At 63.0% G+C, this 19,570-nt stretch carries 16 protein-coding genes and 2 pseudogenes; 7 read left to right on the plus strand and 11 right to left on the minus strand.

From position 1 onward, the window contains the following. Positions 1–11 precede the first annotated feature (11 nt). Positions 12–1,418 (minus strand): MFS transporter, encoded by a 1,407-nt coding sequence (locus B0G74_RS39700; RefSeq protein WP_132382533.1) that lies wholly within the window; start codon positions 1,416–1,418, stop codon positions 12–14. 266 nt (positions 1,419–1,684) lie between these two features. Between B0G74_RS39700 and B0G74_RS39705 the strand changes: the two genes are divergently transcribed. Together B0G74_RS39705 and B0G74_RS39710 are read left to right on the plus strand one after the other, a co-directional pair. Then, positions 1,685–2,641 carry a LysR family transcriptional regulator gene (locus B0G74_RS39705; protein WP_132382535.1) on the plus strand — a complete coding sequence of 319 codons (957 nt, stop codon included), beginning with the start codon at positions 1,685–1,687 and terminating at the stop codon, positions 2,639–2,641. Between the two features lie 261 nt (positions 2,642–2,902). Then, a complete protein-coding gene (locus B0G74_RS39710) occupies positions 2,903–4,426 on the plus strand; it encodes a CoA-acylating methylmalonate-semialdehyde dehydrogenase (protein ID WP_132382537.1) in 1,524 nt (507 codons plus the stop codon). Between the two features lie 82 nt (positions 4,427–4,508). Here B0G74_RS39710 and B0G74_RS39715 read toward each other — a convergent pair whose 3' ends face one another. From B0G74_RS39715 to B0G74_RS39725, 3 genes are all read right to left on the minus strand, one after another. Then, on the minus strand, positions 4,509–5,849 hold the full coding sequence (locus B0G74_RS39715) for an MFS transporter (protein ID WP_132382539.1): 1,341 nt from the start codon (positions 5,847–5,849) through the stop codon (positions 4,509–4,511). Between the two features lie 64 nt (positions 5,850–5,913). Then, a complete protein-coding gene (locus B0G74_RS39720) occupies positions 5,914–6,477 on the minus strand; it encodes an isochorismatase family protein (RefSeq protein WP_132382541.1) in 564 nt (187 codons plus the stop codon). Positions 6,478–6,493: 16 nt separating this feature from the next. Continuing rightward, complete coding sequence (locus tag B0G74_RS39725) at positions 6,494–6,946, minus strand: MarR family transcriptional regulator (protein ID WP_132382543.1); 453 nt, start codon at positions 6,944–6,946, stop codon at positions 6,494–6,496. A 286-nt stretch (positions 6,947–7,232) separates the two neighbouring features. Between B0G74_RS39725 and B0G74_RS39730 the strand changes: the two genes are divergently transcribed. The 3 genes from B0G74_RS39730 to B0G74_RS39740 are packed head-to-tail and all read left to right on the plus strand — an operon-like array spanning position 7,233 to position 8,530. Continuing rightward, the gene (locus B0G74_RS39730; protein WP_132382545.1) at positions 7,233–7,694 is read left to right on the plus strand and encodes a VOC family protein; all 462 of its coding nucleotides are present in this window, start codon (positions 7,233–7,235) and stop codon (positions 7,692–7,694) included. Positions 7,695–7,697: 3 nt separating this feature from the next. Next, complete coding sequence (locus tag B0G74_RS39735; protein WP_132382547.1) at positions 7,698–8,036, plus strand: metalloregulator ArsR/SmtB family transcription factor; 339 nt, start codon at positions 7,698–7,700, stop codon at positions 8,034–8,036. Beyond that, the gene (locus B0G74_RS39740; RefSeq protein WP_132382549.1) at positions 8,033–8,530 is read left to right on the plus strand and encodes an SRPBCC family protein; all 498 of its coding nucleotides are present in this window, start codon (positions 8,033–8,035) and stop codon (positions 8,528–8,530) included. Before B0G74_RS39735 ends, B0G74_RS39740 begins: the two co-directional genes overlap by 4 nt. A 29-nt stretch (positions 8,531–8,559) precedes the next feature. Here the strand turns inward: B0G74_RS39740 and B0G74_RS39745 are convergent, their stop codons facing one another. Beyond that, entirely contained in the window at positions 8,560–9,171 is a 612-nt protein-coding gene (locus tag B0G74_RS39745; protein ID WP_132382551.1) for a LysE family translocator, read from the minus strand. 17 nt (positions 9,172–9,188) lie between these two features. Then, on the minus strand, positions 9,189–9,836 hold the full coding sequence (locus B0G74_RS39750) for a VTT domain-containing protein (RefSeq protein WP_132382553.1): 648 nt from the start codon (positions 9,834–9,836) through the stop codon (positions 9,189–9,191). Between the two features lie 138 nt (positions 9,837–9,974). Between B0G74_RS39750 and B0G74_RS39755 the strand changes: the two genes are divergently transcribed. After that, entirely contained in the window at positions 9,975–10,502 is a 528-nt protein-coding gene (locus tag B0G74_RS39755) for a GNAT family N-acetyltransferase (protein WP_132382555.1), read from the plus strand. Positions 10,503–10,678: 176 nt separating this feature from the next. On the opposite strand, the gene B0G74_RS39760 is transcribed toward B0G74_RS39755, so the two are convergent. The 5 genes and pseudogenes from B0G74_RS39760 to B0G74_RS39780 all read right to left on the minus strand — a co-directional run bounded on the left by B0G74_RS39760 (position 10,679) and on the right by B0G74_RS39780 (position 15,730). Beyond that, positions 10,679–11,740: an alkene reductase gene (locus tag B0G74_RS39760; RefSeq protein WP_132382557.1), complete on the minus strand. Its 1,062-nt coding sequence runs from the start codon at positions 11,738–11,740 to the stop codon at positions 10,679–10,681. An 87-nt stretch (positions 11,741–11,827) separates the two neighbouring features. Beyond that, positions 11,828–12,130 carry a helix-turn-helix transcriptional regulator gene (locus B0G74_RS39765; RefSeq protein ID WP_132382559.1) on the minus strand — a complete coding sequence of 101 codons (303 nt, stop codon included), beginning with the start codon at positions 12,128–12,130 and terminating at the stop codon, positions 11,828–11,830. A gap of 206 nt (positions 12,131–12,336) precedes the next feature. Further along, positions 12,337–13,262: pseudogene (locus B0G74_RS39770) on the minus strand (phosphorylase). Positions 13,263–13,311: 49 nt separating this feature from the next. Next, a complete protein-coding gene (locus B0G74_RS39775; protein ID WP_132382561.1) occupies positions 13,312–13,797 on the minus strand; it encodes an adenosine-specific kinase in 486 nt (161 codons plus the stop codon). A 231-nt stretch (positions 13,798–14,028) separates the two neighbouring features. Next, a pseudogene (locus tag B0G74_RS39780) lies at positions 14,029–15,730 on the minus strand (3-(methylthio)propionyl-CoA ligase). A gap of 315 nt (positions 15,731–16,045) precedes the next feature. Here B0G74_RS39780 and B0G74_RS39785 point away from each other — a divergent pair. Further along, positions 16,046–19,504 carry an adenylate/guanylate cyclase domain-containing protein gene (locus tag B0G74_RS39785; protein WP_132382563.1) on the plus strand — a complete coding sequence of 1,153 codons (3,459 nt, stop codon included), beginning with the start codon at positions 16,046–16,048 and terminating at the stop codon, positions 19,502–19,504. The last annotated feature ends 66 nt before the right edge of the window (positions 19,505–19,570 follow it).

A 19,570-nucleotide genomic window follows, 5' to 3' on the forward strand; every position in this document is an offset into this window, starting at 1 on the left:
AGCGAAATGGATTACGCGAGAGCTTTCTTCGTTTCAGCCATGCTCTCGGCCCGCATGCGCTCGTAGCTGACCTTGTCGATCGGCACGGCATTGGGTTCACCCAGATCGCTCAGCCTGATGCGGTAGTTCTCGCGTGCGCTCCATGCGGTCACCGCGGCAACGATGGTGATGGCGAACGTGATCGTGCCGATGATGAGTGGCACATTGGTCGATCCGGGCGGCGCGACATAGGCGAACAGCGCAGGCAGCAAAGCGGTGATCGTCGTGCCGATGTTCTGGCCGATGGCCATCGCGGAGACCCGTGAACGGGTCGGGAACAGTTCCGGATAGAAGCTCGGGAAAATCGCGTTATACCCTTGGTAGACGACGCCCCACATGAGGATCGACATCACCATGGCGAGCGGGACGTTGCGGATGCTGATCGCGTACAGGTAGCCGAACGAAAGCAGACCCGCGCCAAGCGCGCCGACGACGATGGGCAGGCGCCGGCCGATCCGGTCGGAAAGATTGCCCACATAGGGAATCACCAGCACGGCGACGATATTGCCGATTACCGGAATCCACAGATAGACGCTCTTGGAAAAGCCGATGCCGTATGACGCCTGCACCGCATAGGCCGCGCCGAAGATGGTGGCGACGACCGGGATCACGTTCATCAACGAGCAGAGAATCACGCGCACCATATCGGGCCAGTTGTAGCGGAAGGCTTCGACAATCGGCGACTTGGGCACGTTGCCGCTCGCGTCTTCCTTGGCGAACGCCGGTGTTTCGTGGACTTCGCGGCGAATGTAGTAGCCGGCGATCAGCACCACGGCACTCAACAGGAACGGGATGCGCCAGCCCCACGAATTGAATGAGCTCTCTTCCATGAAGTAGGCGAGTGGCAGGAACACGGCGGCGGCGAGAATCTGGCCCGCCTGCACCCCTTGCAGCGTGAAACTGGCGTAATAGCCGCGCCGCCCGAATGGCGCGTGTTCGAGAATCATCGAACTCGCGCCCGAGATTTCACCGGCCACGGCGAAACCCTGAATCAGGCGCAGCACCACCAGCAGGGCGGGCGCGAGCAGCCCGGCGCTGTGATAGGTAGGCAGAAAGGCGACTGCCATCGTCGAGAAGCCCATCAGGAACATGCAGACGAGTAGAACGTTCTTGCGGCCGTGGGTGTCGCCCCAATGCCCGAGCACCACCGCGCCGATAGGCCGCGCGACGTAACCCACGCCGTAGGTGGCGAGCGAAGCCACGATGGCGATCTTCGGATTGCCCGAGGGAAAGAACAACTGTGGAAAGATAAGGGCCGCTGCCTGAGCGTAGATAAAGAAGTCGTAGTACTCGAGTGCCGAGCCGATCCAGCCGCTGGCGGTTGCCTTGCGAGCCTGCGAGCGGCGTTCGTGGCCGCCTGCCGATGTATTCGTTTCCATGTTGTCTCCTGAACAGAAATGTTTGGATCAGCTTCTACGGCTGATTCATTGGCGTCCTGAAAGCAAAACTATGCAAGCCAGGACTTACCGGGACGCGGCCTGTTTCGGGATGCTCGATCGCTGCTGTGCAGCGCACCAATCGAACGGCGGTACAGGGTTAACCAGTGCCTGGGGTGTCCCGAGTATTTCATCCGACCGGCATGGCTTGCCCGATCGGCTCGTTAAGGCTAGGGTAATGTGGTTCTGCACGGACACAATGCGGCCAAATGGAAAATCAGAATGCGCTCACAGCCAGCAATGAGTCTTTCCTGCGCGATCTGCAGCTGTTCTGCAACATCGCGCGCCGGGGTAGCTTCGTGGCTGCATCGACGGAAATGGGCTTGTCACCCTCGCATGTCAGCAAGCGGGTTGCCATGCTGGAAGCCAGTCTCGGCGTGAAGCTCTTTCAGCGCACCACGCGCCGGGTCAGTGTGACGAGCGACGGCGAAGCCGCTTTGCAGTGGGCGCAGAAAATACTCGACGACGTGCAGGGCATGGCCGATGCGTTCGCCGATCGCCGCACCGAGTTGCGCGGCTTGCTGCGCATCAGCACGAGCCTGCGGCTCGGCCGCAAGCATGTATCGCCGATTCTGGCCTTGCTGCGCCAGCGTCATCCGAATCTCGAGATCTGGCTGGAATTGCTGGACCGGCGCGCCGATCTCGTCGGCGAGAACTTCGATATCGACATTCGCGTGGGCGAAGTGCATGAGCCGCACCTGATCGCGCACAAGATAGTGGAGAGCACGCGAATACTCTGCGCGTCGCCGGACTATCTGGAACGGCGGGGCACGCCGCTCGAACTGGCCGAACTGACCCAGCACGATTGCCTGCTGTTTCGCGGACGCGACGACCGCTTCGGCGTCTGGCGCCTGAGCGGTCCGAACGGCGAAAAGAGCGTGAAGGTGACGGGCACCGTTGCGTCCAATCTCAGCGATATCGTCGTGCAGTGGGCCAAGGACGGCTACGGCGTGGTGATGGTGTCGATCTGGGACGTGGCCGAGAGCCTGCGCGCCGGCGAACTGGTGCGCGTGCTGCCTGACTACATGCAGTCCGCCGACGTGTGGGCCGTGACGGCGGAGCGTTTGTCGTCGTCGGCGAAGATCCAGGTGTGCATCGAATTTCTCCGGGAACAGTTGACGAGCGGGCCGTACGCGCTCGTGACACGCGGCGTGGGCGGGTTTTGACCGAGCCACGCCGCGACGCGCGCCGACGCCTGAGCGGGGTTCGCGGTCCAATACAGTTGTCACGCAAAAAACAATACAGTGAGGCGCGGTTTTATTTCGCTGTATCGGGAATATGGCCGGCGCCGTCGATACAGTTGGCAAGTCTCGATGGAGCCTGCCGACGAGCGGATCGCCGCTCTGGCGCTGTGCGACGTAGCCCGATTTTTTGCCTATGGCCCGGTGGTGACGCGCCGCGGTTTATCCCGAACGCGAGGTAAGGACATGAATGCAGTGAACGAACAAGCGAAGCTGTCGGTGCAGCAGTTGGGCCACTACATTGGCGGCGCGCCGGCCGCGCCGACCAGCGGCCGCTTCAAGGACGTGTTCAATCCCGCCACCGGCAAGGTGACCGGCTCGGTGGCGCTGGCGTCGGTCGAGGAAGTGGACGCGGCGGTGCAGGCCGCCAAGGCCGCCTTTCCCGCCTGGAGCGAAACCGCGCCGATCAAGCGCGCGCGCATTCTGTTCAAGTTCAAGGAGCTACTGAACAAGCATCACGACGAACTTGCGATGCTGATCACGCGCGAACACGGCAAGGTGTTCACGGACGCGCAAGGCGAAGTGGTGCGCGGCATCGAAGTGGTTGAGTTCGCGTGCGGCATTCCGAACCTGCTGAAGACCGATTTCACCGACCAGATCGGCGGCGGCATCGACAACTGGAATCTGCGGCAGGCGCTGGGCGTGGTTGCGGGCATCACGCCGTTCAACTTCCCGGTCATGGTGCCGATGTGGATGTTCCCGGTCGCGCTCGCCTGCGGCAACACGTTCGTGCTGAAGCCGTCGGAGCGTGACCCGTCGGCGTCGCTGCGGATTGCCGAATTGCTGAAGGAAGCCGGACTGCCGGACGGCGTGTTCAACGTCGTCAACGGCGACAAGGTGGCCGTGGATGCGCTGATCGATCACCCGGATGTCGCGGCGCTGTCGTTCGTGGGCTCGACGCCGATCGCCGAATACATTCATACGGAAGCGTCGAAGCGCGGCAAGCGCGTGCAGGCGCTCGGCGGCGCGAAGAATCATCTGGTGGTGATGCCGGACGCCGATCTGGATCAGGCGGTCGACGCACTGATCGGCGCGGCCTACGGTTCGGCGGGCGAGCGCTGCATGGCGATCTCGGTCGCGGTGGCGGTCGGCAACGTGGCCGACAAGCTGATCGAGAAGCTGGTGCCGCGCGTCAAATCGCTCGTGATCAAGAACGGTGAACATCTCGACGCGGAAATGGGTCCGTTGGTTACCGCCGAACATAAGGCCAAGGTGGCCGGTTATATCGCGTCGGGCGAGGCCGAGGGCGCGAAGTTGGTCGTCGACGGCCGCGCGCATCCGGTGGCGGGCGAAGACGGCTTCTTTATCGGTGGCACGCTGTTCGACAATGTCGGCACGGACATGAAGATCTACAAGGAAGAGATCTTCGGCCCGGTGCTGGCGGTAGTGCGGGTGCCCGATTTCGCGAGCGCCGTGGCGCTGATCAACGCGCACGAGTTCGGTAACGGCGTGTCGCTCTTCACGTCGGACGGCGGTGTGGCGCGCGCGTTCGGCCGGCAGATTCAGGTGGGCATGGTTGGCATCAACGTGCCGATTCCGGTGCCGATGGCATGGCATTCGTTCGGCGGCTGGAAGCGCTCGCTGTTCGGCGACCATCACGCTTACGGCGAAGAGGGTGTGCGCTTCTACACGCGCTACAAGAGCATCATGCAGCGCTGGCCGGACAGCATCGGCAAGGGGGCTGAATTCACGATGCCGGTGGCGAAGTAAGTTATCGGCGGGTTGGTTGTCATTCAGAAAGCCGCGCCTGATTCAGGCGCGGCTTTTTTGCGTGAGGGAGCGGCAACGCCCCTTAAACGCCCGAAGACGAATCTTCCTCCGCTTCGCTCAAGACAGCGTTTTGCAAGGCAATAGCGGCGCTGACGTATGCGGGCCCCTGACGCGGATCGTCGACGCTATAGCGCAGACGTCTGCCGTCCATATACACGCGGAACTGGCGGTATTTCACCAGGTAGAGCAAGCCGACGACCGCCGCCGCGAATCCCGAAGCCGCGCCTACGCCGAGCGCCCAGCGCGGGCCGAAACGGTCCGCGACCCAACCGACGACCGGCGCGCCGAGCGGCGTGCCGCCCAACGCAATCGCCAGCAGAATCGCGATCACCCGGCCGCGCATGACGGGGTCGGTGGTGAGTTGAACGAGACTGTTGGTGGACGTCGTGAAGGTTTGCGTCGACACGCCGATTACCATGAGTGCAATGCCGAACAGCACGGAAGTCGGCATTAACGAAGCCACGGTGCAGCCCACGCCGAACACGCTCGCCGCGCCGAGCAACAGCGCCATGCGCGGTTTGGCCCGACGCGCGGCGAGCAGCGCGCCGGTCACGGAGCCGATCGCCATGGTCGAGCTCAACACGCCGTATTCGCTCGCACCCGCATGGAATGCGGTGACCGACATCGTCGAGATGAAGATCGGGAAGTTCAGGCCGAATGTGCCGATCAGGAACAGCATCAACAGCGCGGCCTTCAGGTCGGGCCGCGTCCACACATACTTGAAGCCTTCCATGAAACTGCCGCGTGAGCGCACCGCGCGGGGCTTCAGATGCAGTTCATTCAACCGCAGCATGCGCAGCGAACCAAGCACGGCGACAAAAGACAGCCCGTTGATGAGAAACACCCAGCCGGTGCCCACCGACGCGATCAGCAGTCCCGCGACCGCCGGCCCGATCATGCGCGCGGCGTTGAACGAGGTGGAATTCAGGCCGACCGCGTTCGACAGATCGTCCTCGCCGACCAGATCCGATACGAAGGTCTGGCGTGCCGGCGAGTCGAACGCGGTGACGCAGCCGAGCAGTCCCGCGAACACATAGACGTGCCACAACTGCACGAGCCCGGTGACGGTGAGAATGCCGAGGCCCAGTGCGCAAGTACCCATGGCTGCCTGCGTGGCGAACAGCAGTTTGCGACGGTCGAAGTGATCGGCCGCATAACCGGTGAGCGGCAACAGCAGCATTTGCGGGCCGAACTGGAGCGACATGACGATCCCCACGGAGGTCGCATTGTGACGCGTGAGTTCCGTGAGAACGAGCCAGTCCTGCGCCGTGCGCTGCATCCACGTACCGATGTTGGAGACGATCGCGCCGCTCGCCCAGACCCGGTAATTGAAATTGCGCAGCGAACGGAACGTGCCTTTCACCGGGCTGTTTCCATGTGCGGGGTTAGGCCGGCGCGCAGACTTCCAGCTGTGATCGAACCCGGCATCATGCGCGCGAGCGCTCGAGCAACTCGAGGACTTCCTGGGTCGTGCCGGTTTCGCCGAGACGCGGAAAGATGCGCGTGATGCTGTTGGTGTGAGCGTCCGCATTGAGATCGGTCATGGCGTCGACGACGAGCGTGACGTTAAAGCCGAGTTCGTTGGCGTAGCGCGCGGTGGATTCGACACCGATGCTGGTGGCCACGCCTACGAGCACCACTTGCGTAACGTCTTGCTCGCGCAGATAGGCTTCGAGATCGGTGTTCGTGAACGCGCCCCAGGTGCGCTTGGTGACCCGATGATCCGACGGCTGCGCGTTGAGTTCAGGCACGAGGTCCGCGAAACCGGCCGGAAAGTCGCCGGCATGGCGCGCCTGTTCCGCGCGGCCCGGCGCGCCGCCGGTCACGTTGACGAGCACCACGGGCAGGCCGTGGCGGCGAAACGCGTCGGCGATGGCGGCCGAGCGCTTGACGACGTCGCCAGTGGGATGCGCGGTGGGCAGCGCGACAATGCCTTGTTGCAAATCGACGACGATGAGTGCGGTCTTTGCGTCGAGCGTAGTGAATGCCATGAATTGCTCCTGAGAGTTACGAGTCGATGAGGCGTTTGAGTAAGTCGACGCCGGTAGCGAGTTGTCGTTGCTCGGCCGCCGAGAAGCGCGTCTGGATGGTGCGAAACAGCCAGTCTTCGCGCGCCGCGCGGCTTGCCTTGATCTTCTTGCGAAAGGCGGGTGTGAGGGAGAGGACCGTTTGCCGCCCGTCGTTCGGATCGGGCGCGCCGCTGACGAGGCCGGCGGCTTTCAGAACCGAAAGCGTTTCGCCCATGGATTGCGGACGCATGCCGTGAGCACGCGCGAGCGCGGTGACCGTTGCCGGACCTTCGCGCTCCAGCAAGCCGAGGACCTGCACCTGTGAAGGAGTGAAATCGCCCAGATGCGACTCTTCGCGCAAGCGGCGGCGCAGTTTGCCGACCAGCACGCGCAGGTCTTCCGCGATGGCGTGCAGGGTTTCGGTATCGGCCGGTAAATCGCTCTTGCTCATGCCATGACAGATGTGAAGGTTACCTGCGAAGGTTACCTTCGTATCTGGTTGAAGTCAAGGTGAGGGGGGCGTGGGGAGAATGAAAGGAGGGCGAGGCGTGCGCCGTCGGAGGCGGTATCAGGCTGCAAAGTCAGTTGTGCTCTTTGCGAAGACACGTTCGTATCTGGCGTCCGCATCGACCGAGTCATGTGCGAAGGGGCAGTGTTATGTATCTCGTCCTTGCTTTCTCGATTTGTTTAACTATAGTGTTAAATATCAACCGCCAGGTTTACAAAAGGAGACAATCATGAGCGAGCCGCTGCATCGTCCTTCGCTGGGATCCGCGGTGTACTACAAAGACCCGTTTGCAGCGCTCGACTGGCTCGAGCGGGCGTTCGGTTTCGAGCGCCAGATGGTCATCACGGACAACGACGGCCAGTTAGGCCACTCGGAAATGCGTTTCGGCGACAGCTACCTGATGGTCTGCCGCGAATGGTCGGAAAACGCGGCCAGTCCGGCGTCGATCGGCGGCAAGAACACGCAGTCGGTGCACGTGCAATTGCGTGACGGCATCGACGAGCATTGCGCCCGCGCGCGTGCCGCGGGCGCCGTGATTACGCGCGAACCGGAGGATCAGTTTTACGGCGACCGTGTCTACGCCGCCCGCGATCCGGAAGGGCACGTGTGGAGCTTCGGCCAGACGGTTCGCACCGTGTCGCGCGAGGAAGCCGAGCGCGTCAGCGGTCTGAAGATCGAAGGATGGGTGTAACGCATGGCCCTGCCTGCGAGCGCCTCGCTCGACCGCACGCTGGCCGCGCTAGCCGATCCGAACCGGCGGCAGGTGGTCGATCTGCTCAGCCGTCAGCCGATGCGCGCCGGCGAACTCGCGCAAGCCACCGGCCTGTCGCCTCAAGCGATGAGCCGGCACTTGCGTGTGCTGCGCTCGAGCCAGTTGATCGAAGAGTCGCATGACGGTGTCGATGCGCGCGTGCGCCTTTACGTGCTGCGCTCGACGCCGATGGCCGAGTTAAAGGCGTGGCTCGAACAGACCGAGGCCATGTGGGCCGGGCAATTGCTGTCGTTCAAAGCGCATCTGGAGGCACAGGGATGAGTTCGCGCGTGCAGGTGTCGTTGCGCGTGGCCGCCTCGCCGCAACGCGCGTTCGACGTTTTCACGCGCGAGATCGGCGCATGGTGGCGGCCCAATCAGCTCTTTCAGTTCACGCCGCAGAGCGCCGGCGTGTTGTCGTTCGAACCTGCTGAGCAAGCGGGCGGTCAGGGGCGCCTGATCGAGACGCAGGCGGACGGCAGCGTCTTCGAGATTGGCCGCATCACGGTCTGGGAGCCGGGCGAGCGCCTCGCGTTCGGCTGGCGTCAGGCCAGTTTCAGCGACGCGCAGCACACGCACGTCGAGGTTCGTTTCGAAGCGGTGGGCGCCGAAACACGAGTGACCGTTGAACATCGCGGCTGGGATACCGTGCCGCAAGAGCATGTGGCGCGCCATCACTTTCCCGATCGCGTGTTTCTGCTGCGGCACGGCGAATGGTGGCAAGCGTTACTGGCTTCACTGCGAACGGCTGTACAGGCGTCCGGACCGACTGGCTGAGCGCTCGGGCGTTCCAGCGACGCAAAGCCTCAGCGCGTGGCGATCGCGGCCGCGACGCCCGCCATCACCGTCGCGCTGGCGCGGTTGGCGATCTTCACGGCGCGCCGCGTGGTGAGCAGCTTGCGCGCTCGCGTGGCGAGCAGCGCCCAGCCGAAGTCGACGGCCATCAGCACGATCAGCATGGTGAGCGTGAGTTCGAACCACGCGACGGTGCCGATGCGCGACACGTCGATGATGGTCGGCAACAGCGCGAGGTAGAACATCATGATCTTCGGATTGCCGAGCGTGACGAGCAGACCCGCCACGAACATGCGCCACGGCGAGCGGGCGCTCGGCAATTCGCTGCCTTGCACATCGGCCGGCGCGCGCCACATCTTCCAGGCGAGAAACAGCAGATACGCCACGCCGATGAATTTGAGCACCACGAACACCATGCCGAAGCTGCGCGCAATCACTGCAAGTCCGGCCACCGCGCAGGTGAGCCAGAGCGCCTCGCCGATCCACATGGCGGCGAGAAAGGGCAGCACGTCGCGAAAGCCGTTGGTCAGCACGCGCGCGACCAACGCGGCGATACTCGGTCCCGGCGTGCCGGCCGCGACGATCAGCGCGAGGGCGAAAACGAGCAAGGCGGTTAGCGTCATGACGATCTCCACGAATTTCAGTGCGCGCGCAAGCGCCGGTTGACGAAGCGCCACACTCCGCTCACGAGCAGCGAGCCGACGCCGAGCGCGACGCCCAGCAGCACGATCGAACTCATATGATCGCGTACCAGCGGCACATTGCCGAACAGATAGCCGGCCGCCACCAGCGATACGATCCACAGCGCCGCGCCCGCCGTGACGAACGACACGAAACGCGCGAACGTCATGCGAGAAACGCCCGCGACGAACGGCGCGAAGGTACGCACCACCGCAATGAACGGTGACAGCAGGAAGGTCAGTCCGCCGCGTGCTTCGTAAAACGCATGCGCCTTGCGCAGCGCGTTCTTGTCGAGCCAGCGATAGTCGGCGGTATAGACTTTCTCGCCGATCGCGCGCCCGATCGCATAGTCGACGATGCTGCCCGCCACCGTCGCGGCGAACAGCACCGGAACCACGAGCCAGACGTTCAGCGCGCCGGTGGCCGCGAGACCGCCGCAAATGAAGATCAGCGGATCGCCGGGCAGGAAGAATAGCGGCAGGAAGCCAATTTCGACGAACACGACGAGAAACAGCATCGCGTAGACGGCGGTGCCGTATTGCACGATCAGGCCGCTCAGGTGCTGGTCGAAGTGCAGGGCGACCTGCAGCACATGCATCAGATCCATCTTGGGTCGAAGGGAAATTCAGATCTTCAGGAGTTTAGTCCCGCAGCGGCGCGCTGACTTGTCTATTTCTCGGAGGTGATGTCAATATCGGTGCGTGTCGTCGAGAATAACCACCACTACACACCTGCGAAAACGCCCATGCAACACGCCACCGCTGTCACCTTCCGCTTTGCCGGGCCGCACGATGCGAACGCCATCCGCACGATCGAATTCGAAGCGGGGCAGCGCTTCCTCAGCGTCGATATGGCGGGCATCGCGGATGCGCCGCCGATGGACCTGGAGCTCGTCGAGCGCAAGATCGCGGCGCGGGAGATCATCGTTGCCGTGGCTGCCGATGCGACGTGTGCCGGTTTCGTGATGTTCGAGCCGCAGCCCACGCGCATCTACGTGCAGGAACTCGATGTGCTCACCTCGCACACGGGGCAGCGCATCGGCGCGGCGCTGATCGAGCAGGTCGCGCAAATTGCGCGCGCGCAACGACTCACGCAACTGATTCTGTCGACGTTTCGCGAGGTGCCGTGGAATGCGCCGTATTATCGGCGGCTCGGGTTTCGCGATATCGAAGAAGCCGAACTCGACGCGGCATTGATCGCGCGGCGCGACGCGCATATCGCGCGAGGACTCGACGAATCGAAGAGGGTGTTCATGCGGCGTGATCTTGCGTGATATGCGTGTTTTTTTCAGCCATAAAAAACGCGGCGGGTGTGACCGGGACATATCGTTCATGTCACACCCGCCGCGCGGTTTTTAGCGTACTGCCGTGCATGTGCCGCTTTGACTCAGCGGCTTAACCTCCGTCGACCCCACGCATAGCTTCGCTTTTTTACAGCTTGCTGCAAGGCTTATTCCACGGTTTCCAGCGTCGGATAATCGATGTAGCCAGTTTCGCCGCGTGCATAGTACGTTGCCGGGTTCGGCTTGTTCAACGGCGCATTGGTGGCGAAGCGGCGCACCAGATCCGGATTCGCGATGAACAGTTGACCCCACGCCACCGCGTCCGCTTCACCCGCGTCGAGCACCTGTTGCGCGGTTTCCTTGGTGAACTTTTCGTTCGCGATGTACGGGCCGCCGAAGGCTTTCTTCAATTGCGGGCCGAGACGGTCGTCGCCGAGCGCTTCACGTGCGGCGATGAACGCGATCTTGCGCTTGCCGAGCTCGCGGGCCACATAGCCGAAGGTGCCCGCCGGATCGGAATCGCCCATGGCGTGCGCATCGCGACGCGGCGCGAGGTGCACGCCGACACGGTTCGCGCCCCACACGCCGATACAGGCGTCGGTGACTTCGAGCAGCAGACGCGCGCGGTTTTCGATCGGGCCGCCGTAGGCGTCGGTACGCTTGTTGGTGCTGTCCTGCAGAAACTGGTCGAGCAGATAGCCGTTCGCGCCGTGCACTTCAACGCCGTCGAAACCGGCTGCCTTCGCGTTTGCCGCGCCTTTGCGGAAGGCTTCCACCACGCCGGCGATTTCATCGAGTTCCAGGGCGCGCGGCGTCACGTAGGGACGCTCCGGACGCACCAGGCTCACGTGGCCTTGTGCCGCGATCGCGCTCGGCGCGACCGGCAGTTCGCCGTTCAGGAACAGCGGGTCTGAAATACGGCCGACGTGCCACAGTTGCAGAAAAATCTTGCCGCCGGCGGCGTGCACGGCGCTCGTGACGAGTTTCCATCCTTCGACCTGCTCCTGCGACCAGATGCCCGGCGTCTCGGCATAACCCACGCCCTGCGGCGTGACAGACGTCGCTTCGCTGATGATCAGGCCGGCGCTCGCGCGTTCAGCGTAGTACTTTGCCATCAGCGCATTCGGCACGCGGATTTCTTCGGCGCGTTGGCGCGTGAGCGGCGCCATGATGATGCGGTTCGGCAGCGTGATGTCACCAATTTGCAGCGGATCGAAAAGAGTCGGCATATGAGTTCACCTTTGGCCGAGGGCGCGCGGCCCGAGCCGAAAAAAAACTGCTTGATGAAAGAAGCGCGGCACTGCGAATAACAGCGCCTAGAACTGCGTGTTCATGTGCTCGAGGAACGCCTGGATGACGGCCTCGTTGCGTTTGAAAAACACCCATTGACCCACCCGCTTCGACGTGACGAGGCCCGCGCACTGCAAAGCCGCGAGGTGGGCCGACACGGTGGACTGCGACAAGCCGCAGTGTTCGTTGATCTTGCCCGCGCACACGCCGTAATCGAGCGGCAGTTCCTGGTCGCCGAAATGCGCGTATGGCTCGCGCAGCCAGCCAAGAATCTCCCGGCGAACAGGATTGGCAAGCGCTTTGTGAATCGCGTCGATGTCGAGCGTCATTGGGTGGGTTTCAGGGTCATCAACAACAGCCAGTTGGGGGCGCCGGTTGGCGCCCCCACGACTGCATCGCTACAGGACGAATCATATATCGGATTTCGACGATATGCACGAAGGCACTACTGGCGATGGGGGTGATAGGTGTGGACGCCCGACAAGGCCCTACTTTTCGACGTACCCCCGATCAGATGAGATGCCACATCGACCCACTATCGCAGACCGGTCGCGGGAAGCGCAACCCGCTTCAGCGCGGCCATCGGGCCGAGCCGCTCGATCACTTGCATCTGCGCCGCGTCGCGCACGAAGAGCGATCCGGCGAATCCCAATGCGTTGATTGATACGCCCTCGACACGCTCTTCCGACCTCGGTACGAGCAACATCCATCGGCGTGTAACGAGCAGGTTGTACGGCGCCGACTGACGAAGTTCACCGTCGGATTCGACCGGTCGGACGCCGGCGGCTTCGAGCAGTGCACGGTAGCAGGAGAGGACCGACTGCGCCGCAGCCACGGAGATCGCGGCGCCGGGTTCGAGGTGCGCGAACGCATGCCGGAATGGCAGCCCTGGTACGCATTGCGGCAGACCATCGGCAAGCGTGGTTGCGAGAACGGGCTCGATGGGGACCGGCGGTTCAGAGTCGCCGAGCGGCAGCGGCATGATTTGCAGATGCTTGTGCGCCTGACTCGCGCCCGCGGCAGCGCCTGCATTGTAGAAACCGATGCCGTCGAACTCCGCCATGCAGGCAATCAGCGACTCGAAGTCGGCCAGGTTGAGGAGCGCGTCCTGCGGTTCGAAATCACGGGTAACGATCAGCAGATGATTGTCGATGACATTGAAACTTGTTGAGCAAAGCCAGATGCGTGTCGGAGATATCTGCGACAAAGAGATCCGGCTCGTAGGGAAGGAATGGATTCCTGGATGGACGTTCTCCGCCATGAAGCTTTTGCGTTTCGCGGCGCTGCTGCTCCTTGCGGTTCAGGCTCGAGACCTGCCGCACGATAAAACGGATGCCGCCGCTTTCAATCACCGCCTGGAAGGTTTCGATCTGTTGCAGCGCGCCGCAGCGCAGCGCGTGCGCGGTCTGGCGCAGCATGGCAGGGCCACAGGGTTCCCGGTTGAAGGCGTCGATTTTCCATGGCTCGTTGGGAAGACACGTTCGTCATTGGGCACGCTCATCGATTGCCGCTAAAGCTTGTAACCGATCGTGCGCAACAGATCCTTGCGCCATTGCACGTCTTCCTCGCTTTCGACGCCGAGCGGCGAGAATCCATCAATCACGCCGACGATGCCACGGCCCTGGTCCGTTTCCGCGATCAACACCTCGACGGGATTCGCTGTCGCACAGAAGATCCGGCATACCTCGGGCACCGCCTTGATCGCGTTCAGCACGTTGACCGGAAAAAAACCGTCTCCGAGAAAAACAAAGAAGCTGTGGCCCGCGGCGACGCTCATCGCGTTTTTGCAAGCCATCTCGACCAGGCTTTCCTCGGTGCCGGAGCGGCGCACGAGGCGCTTGCCTGATGCCTCGCAGAACGCCAGGCCAAACTTGATGCCGGGCACGGTGCCAACCATTGCCTCGTGAATATCCTCGACGGATTTGATGAAATGGGTTTGCCCGAGGATGAAGTTAGTCGTTTCGGGCTTGACGATTGTGACGGCGGACAATTGCATATCGGACCTCGCTCCGTTGCGACAGCACACTGGTAAAGACGCGCAGACGACCGGCAATTGTGACTTCAGAGATTTGCGCCAGCCAGTCCACCGCTTTAGCCCATCTTCTAGGCTAGTACTAACCGCCCTTCAGCGGAAGCACAGTTCGCCGATGAGGTCTCGCCAGCCCGCTGTTTTCTCGTTACCAGCCGGCATTCATGTCTGGCGCGGTCCTTTGACAGCCTCTTTCAATCATTCGGGTACATGCGTTGACCTAGAGCCCGCCGTAACCTCATCGGTCAAGGGACAGTTCTGAACTTTGCGTGCCGACGGCAATATGTAATGGCGGAACTGCTCACGCAGCTTCAGCTTGTGCAACTTCCCGGTTGCGGTGTGGGGCAGCTCGTCGACGAAGACGACATCGTCGGGAATCCACCACTTGGCGACCTTGCCTTCGTAGAATCCACGCAGCTCGTCCTGGGTCACATCGCTATTGGGACGCTTGACGACCACCAGCAGCGGCCGCTCTGTCCATTTGGGATGCGTGCAGGCAATACACGCCGCTTCCGCCACCGCGGGATGCGCGACTGCCACGTTCTCGATGTCGATCGAAACTGATCCACTCGCAGCCGGACTTGATCAGGTCTTTGCTGCGATCGGTGATGCGCATGAAGCCGTCGCGATCGATCGTCGCGACGTCACCCGTCGCAAACCAGCCATCGACGAGCGGCGACGTATCGTGGCGGAAATAACGGTCGATCACCCACGGTCCGCGCACATGCAGATCGCCGAACGCGACGCCGTCCCACGGCAATTCGCGCCCGCCGTCACCGACGATCTTCATGTCGACGCCATAGATCACATGCCCTTGCTTCTCGAGCAGCCTGCGCTGCTCGTCGGGCGAGCGCTGCATCTGCTCCCAGTTGAGTCTTGCGAGCGTGCCGAGCGGCGACATCTCCGTCATGCCCCAGCCATGGATGGCCTCGACGCCATAGTCGTCCCTGAACATCCTGAGCATCGCGGGCGGGCACGCCGAGCCGCCGATTATCGTGCGCTCCAGCGACGAGAAGCGCACGCCCGCTTCGCGCACGTAGTTGAGCAGCCCGAGCCACACGGTCGGCACGCCCGCCGAACACGTGACGCGCTCGGCTTCCATCAGCTCGTAGAGCGACTTGCCGTCGAGGTCCTTGCCGGGGAACACGAGCTTCGCGCCGGTCAACGGCGCGCCGTGCGGAATGCCCCACGCGTTCACATGGAACATCGGTACGACAGGCAGCACGGAATCGCGCGCGGACAAGCCCATCGCGTCGGGAAGCGACGCGCCTAGCGCATGCAGCACCGTGGAACGATGCGAATACAGCGCGCCCTTCGGATTGCCTGTCGTGCCCGACGTGTAGCAAAGATTCGAGGCGCTTCGCTCGTCGACGAGCGGCCAGTCGAATTGACCGTCCATCTCGGTGAGCAACGCTTCGTAGCACGATGCGTCCGTCGACATGCGCGGCCTATGCGCCTCGTCCGTCATCGCAATCCAGCCGCGCACGTTCGGACATTGCGGCGCAAGCATATCGACGAGCGGCGCGAACGTGAGGTCGAATAGCACATAGCTGTCGTCGGCGTGATTGACGATATAGGCGATCTGCTCGGGAAAAAGCCGCGGATTGATCGTGTGGCAGACGGCGCCGAAGCCTGTCGTGCCGTAGTACGTTTCCAGATGCCGGTAGCCGTTCCATGCGAGCGTGCCGATTCGGTCACCTGCTTCGACGCCAAGCGCGATGAGCGCCTGCGCGAGTTGCTTTGCGCGCCGCTCGCAATCGCGATATGTATAGCGATGCACGTCGCCCTCGACGCGCTTCGACACGATCTCCGTTGTGCCGAAGTAGCGTGACGCATGCGCCAGCAACGAAGAAACCGTCAGCGGCACATCCATCATCTGTCCATGCAGCGGTGTCGTCATAGCCGCGTCTCCCTGCTGTTCTCAACGCTTCGCTTTGGCACTCGAAGGCTGACTCTTCGTGCTCGAATTGACCGGCTGATGCTTCTATTGGCCTCTGACTTAATCCACGCAGCAATCGCGTTCAGTGATTCAAGATAGGCTAGCCCTGGACCTGTTGCAAATGGCTAACGAGAATATTGCCAGCCTCGATGGCGCCTTCCGGGACGAAGTCCCTTATTCGGCTAATTAACGATACGGCCTTGGAGGGCGCTCTTGTCGCAACCGGGTCCTGCGCCTAATGTTTAGAAGCAGGCACGGGACAAGGGAAGGGATCGTATGCGCTGCACAAACTGCGGATTCGAGAATCCCGCTGGGGCCAGCTTCTGTGAAGCATGCCGTGCCATGCTGGCACGCACGTGTCCGCGCTGTGGACAAGAGGCGGGGTCTTCCGCGAAGTTCTGCAGCGAGTGCGGCGCGCCGCTGACTGATGGGCCCGCGGGGGCGTCCGCGCAGTCCCGGTCCGTTTCAGAGCCGTCCCCGGCGCCTGTCCATTACACGCCACACCACCTTGCCGAGCGCATCCGCGCCGAGCAGGCGGCCATGGAAGCCCGGGGCGAAATCGCTGGCGAGCGCAAGACCGTCACGGCGCTATTTGCCGACATGGCGGGGTCCACGGCGCTGGTTCACGACCTGGACCCGGAAGAAGCCCAGCGCCTGATCGAGCCCGTCGTCGCGCTGATGATGGACGCTGTTCACTACTACGAGGGCTATGTCGCCAAATCGCTGGGCGACGGCATCCTGGCGTTGTTCGGCGCGCCCATCGCCCACGAGGACCATCCGCAGCGCGCGCTGTATGCGGCGCTGCGGATGCAGCATGCGATGCGCCGCCACGGGGACCGGATTCGTCTGGAAAAAGGTATCCCGCTGCAAATTCGCGTCGGCATCCACACCGGTGAGGTCGTCGTGCGTTCGATCCGCACGGACGACCTGCACACCGATTACGATCCGGTCGGCCACACGATTCACATCGCGTCCCGGATGGAAGGGATCGCCGCCCCCTCGTCGATTCTGGTGAGCGAGAGCACATACAAACTCGCCACGGGCTATTTTGAATTCAAGGCGCTGGGGGCCACCCAGGTCAAAGGCGTCCCCGAGCCGCTCGTCGTGTATGAGGTATTGGGTCCCGGCGCGTTGCGCACGCGCCTGCAACTGTCGGCATATCGCGGCCTTGCCCGATTCGTGGGCCGGCAACTCGAACTGGACCACTTGCATGCGGCGCTGGAGGAGGTAAAAGGGGGGCGCGGACGGGTCGTCGCAGTGGCAGGCGAGGCCGGGGTCGGCAAGTCGCGCCTGTTCCATGAGTTCAAGGAGCGCTCTCAGGGCAACCGTGTGTTGCTGGAGACGTTTTCGGTTTCGCACGGCAAGGCCTTCGCCTATTTGCCGCTCATCGAGCTATTGAAGAACTATTTCCAGATCACCGCCCGCGACGACGAGCGGCAGTGTCGGGAAAAGATCATGGGCAAGGCGCTGACCCTCGAGCGAAGCTTCGAGGATCTCGTGCCCTACCTTCTCTACCTGCTAGGCATCGGCGAGCGAGGATCGGCGCTCGCGGAAATGGATCCGCAGATCCGGCGTGACCGGACCATTGACGCGATCATCGAGCTTCTCACGCGGGAGAGCCGCGACCAGCCGATCGAGTTGTTGTTCGAGGATCTGCAATGGCTGGACCGCGAGACCGAAGCATTTCTCTTGAGCCTCATCGACCGCGTGGCGAATTCACGGATCCTGCTGCTGGTGAACTACCGGCCAGAGTATCAGCCTGTCTGGGAGCGCGTGGGCCATTGCAGCCAGTTGCGACTCGAACCGCTTGGTCCGGCGGAGGCCCAGGGATTGCTCTCCGCGCTGCTTGGAGACGATCCCACCCTCGTAGCGCTCAAACAGCTGATCCTGGAGAAGACGGAGGGCAATCCCTTCTTCATGGAGGAAGTCGTCCAGACGCTGGTCGAAGAGAAAGCGCTGCTGGGCGAGCCCGGCCGTTTCCGGATCGAGCACACCCCGGCTGCGCTGCATATTCCGACCACCGTGCAAGGTGTGCTGGCCGCTCGCATCGACCGGCTCCCTGTCGCGGAGAAGGACTTGCTGCAGGCGCTTGCCGTCGTCGGCAAGGAGTTTTCATTCAGTCTGGTCCAGCGCATCTGCGAGGGGCCGGGCGCCCCGACCGATGACGCGTTGCGGGAGCTGCTGGCTCGGCTGGAGGCCGCGGAATTCATTTACGAGCGTCCCGCGTTTCCGGAGGTCGAGTATTCGTTCAAGCACGCGCTGACCCAGGAAGTCGCCGGCCGCTCGCTGCTGACTGAGCGCCGTAGCGCCCTGCATGAGCGTGCGGCGCAGGCCATCGAGGCGCTGTTCTCCACCCGTATCGCGGACTACTGGAGCGAATTGGCGCATCACTACAGGCTGAGCGGCAATGTCCCGAAGGCCGTGGAATACCTGCACCGCACCGGGCAACAGGCACTCGAGCATTCCGCCCATCTGGACGCGATGCGTCATCTCGGCGCGGCGCGGGAGTTACTCGAGCATTTGCCTGACACGGCCGAGCGCGCTCAGCAGGAACTGACGCTGCTGCTCTCGCTGGGGCCCGCCTTGGTGGCCGTCCGCGGCTATGGCGCGCCGGAGGTCGTGGCGGCGTACACGCGCGCGCTGACGTTGTGCGAACGGATCGGCGAGACATCGAAGATCTTCCCGGTGCAACTGGGACTGAGGACTTATTACCAGCTGCGCGCGGAGTACCGTACCGCGAACGAACTGGGAGAGCGGCTGCTGCGCATGGGACGGCAGATCGGGAAACCGGCCTTGCTGGTGGAGGCGCATCTGGCGCTCGGGTCAAGCCTGTTTTTCCAGGGCGATCTCGAAGCTGCCCGCGTCCACCAGGAACAAGCGCTGGTTTTCTATTTCCAGGAAAGGCACGAAGAGCAGGTCTACGACCACGTGATCGATCCGGGCGTGCGCGCCCTGAACTTTATGGCCTGGACCCTGTGGCATCAGGGATACCCCGATCAGTCGAGCAAACGGAGTCAGGAGGGGCTTGCACTGGCCCGGAAATATAGCGGCGGCTCGAGCCTCGCGCTGACATTGGCCTACACGGCGCAACTGCATCAGTTTCGCGGTGATGCGACGCTGACCCGCAAGTACGCGGAGGCCGTCGTGTCGCTCGCGGCCGAGCAGGGGATGTCGTTCTGGCTCGCGTGGGGAACGATTCTGCGCGGCAGGGTGCTGTGCCAGCAGGGAAGCCTCCAGGAGGGAATTGCGCAGATGCGCGAGGGAATGGCCGGCTACCGGGCGACCGGGGCCGAAATGGGGTACTCGTACTTTTTGGCGCTGCTCGCCGACAGCTACCGGCAAGCGGGCGAGCCGGATGCGGGCCTCGGGGCGATCGCCGAAGCGATGGCGATGGTGAGCCGTTCAGGCGAGCACTGCTACGAGGCGGAGTTGCATCGGATCAAGGGGCATCTGCTGCTCGGTGCGTCGGGCGCTCGCATCGGCGATGCCACCCGCGCGGAAGACGCCGAGGACTGCTTTCATCAGGCGATCGCAGTGGCCCGCCGTCAGGGCGCCAGGTCGTTCGAATTGCGGGCCGCATCGAGCCTCGCCCGTTTGTGGCAATGCCAGGGCAAAACGGCGGACGCGCGCCAGGCGTTGTCCGAGGTGTACGGCAACCTGGCAGAAGGCTTTGACACCGCCGACATGCGAGAGGCGAAAGCCTTGCTCGATGCGTTGGCGTTGTGCGAGGGGTGAACGATCGATGATACGTGGCGCCGACTGGCGTGTGATTGACCGGCGCACCGCGCCGGGCGAGTGCTA

Source organism: Paraburkholderia sp. BL9I2N2, from assembly GCF_004339745.1.
In the GTDB taxonomy this organism is placed as follows: domain Bacteria; phylum Pseudomonadota; class Gammaproteobacteria; order Burkholderiales; family Burkholderiaceae; genus Paraburkholderia.